The sequence below is a fragment of the Tsukamurella pseudospumae genome, from assembly GCF_001575205.1.
Classification (GTDB): Bacteria; Actinomycetota; Actinomycetes; order Mycobacteriales; family Mycobacteriaceae; genus Tsukamurella; species Tsukamurella pseudospumae.
The window spans coordinates 1-1,143 of record NZ_LSRE01000054.1 but is presented as its reverse complement, the minus strand read 5'-3'; the positions used below and the strand labels follow the sequence as shown (position 1 = coordinate 1,143).

Genomic DNA, 1,143 nt, shown 5'->3' with positions numbered 1-1,143 from the left:
AGACACTCATCCCGAGTGTCGGCGCCGAGCCTCCGGCGGTGTCATAGCGTCGTAGCAACAGCCCTGGTAGACCGGGGTGGTGCGACGATACGGGGCTGATGTGCGGCGGATGTTGACGGTGGAGGATCGGGTTGAGATCTCGACGGGGTTGAAGGCCGGCTGGTCGATTCGGACGATTGCGGTGCACCTGGGGAGGGCGCCGTCGGTGATCTCGCGGGAGATTCACCGGAACTCCACGAAGACCGGCGGGTATCGGTGTGCCACCGCGGATAAGACTGCACGGCAGTCTCGTTCGCGTCCGCAGGAGCGTGTGATCGACCGTGATCCGATCCTCAGAGCGCGGGTCCTCGCGGACTTGAAGTCCTCGTGCACGCCGCGGCAGATCGCGGGCAGGTTGCGGTTGGAGGCGCAGGATCCCAGTGTGGAGCTCATGGAACGTTCTGTTGATGCTCAGGGCCGGACCGTCTCGCATGAGGCGATCTACCGGTGGCTGTACGTGTTGCCGAAAGGTGAGCTTGATCGGCAGGGAATCATGTTGCAGAGCAAGCGAACCCGCCGCAAGCCGCGCAAGCAGGTGGGTGAGCGTTCGGCGCGGATCGTCGGTATGCGCTCGATCGACGACCGCCCCGAGGCGGCGAATGACCGGCGGGTGCCTGGTTGGTGGGAGGGTGATCTGATCGTGGGGAAGAACGGTAAGACTGCTGCGGCGACGCTGGTGGAGCGGACCAGCCGCTACACCTTGATCCTCGGGCTGCCCGGCGGGAAGCACGCGGACGGTGTCGCCGACGTGCTCATCGACCACCTGGCAGGTCTGCCCGCGTTCATGAAACAGGGCCTGACCTGGGATCAAGGCACCGAGATGGCCGAGCATGCGTCGGTGACCGTCGCCGCGGACCTGCCGATCTTCTTCGCCCACCCGCGGTCGCCGTGGGAGCGGCCGACGAACGAGAACACCAACGGGTTGATCCGTGAGTACCTGCCCAAGGGCACCGAGATCACCGATCATCAGCCCTACCTGGACTCCATCGCCCGCGAACTCAACGAACGCCCCCGAGCCTGCCTCGGCTTCCGCACACCCCGGGAGGTGTTCGAGAAACTACTACTGACCAGCGCTGTTGCTTCCACGAGTTGACATCGCCACCC

At 65.1% G+C, this 1,143-nt stretch carries 1 protein-coding gene; it reads left to right on the top strand.

Translation table 11 applies throughout. The annotated features are described in order from the left end of the window. Positions 1–109 precede the first annotated feature (109 nt). Positions 110–1,132 (top strand): IS30 family transposase, encoded by a 1,023-nt coding sequence (locus tag AXK61_RS24110; protein ID WP_068747213.1) that lies wholly within the window; start codon positions 110–112, stop codon positions 1,130–1,132. Positions 1,133–1,143 lie beyond the last annotated feature (11 nt).

Excerpts from the sequence above, each read along its gene's own strand:
- AXK61_RS24110 (WP_068747213.1), top strand. The coding sequence starts at position 110 with ATGTTGACGGTGGAGGATCGGGTTGAGATCTCGACGGGGTTGAAGGCC.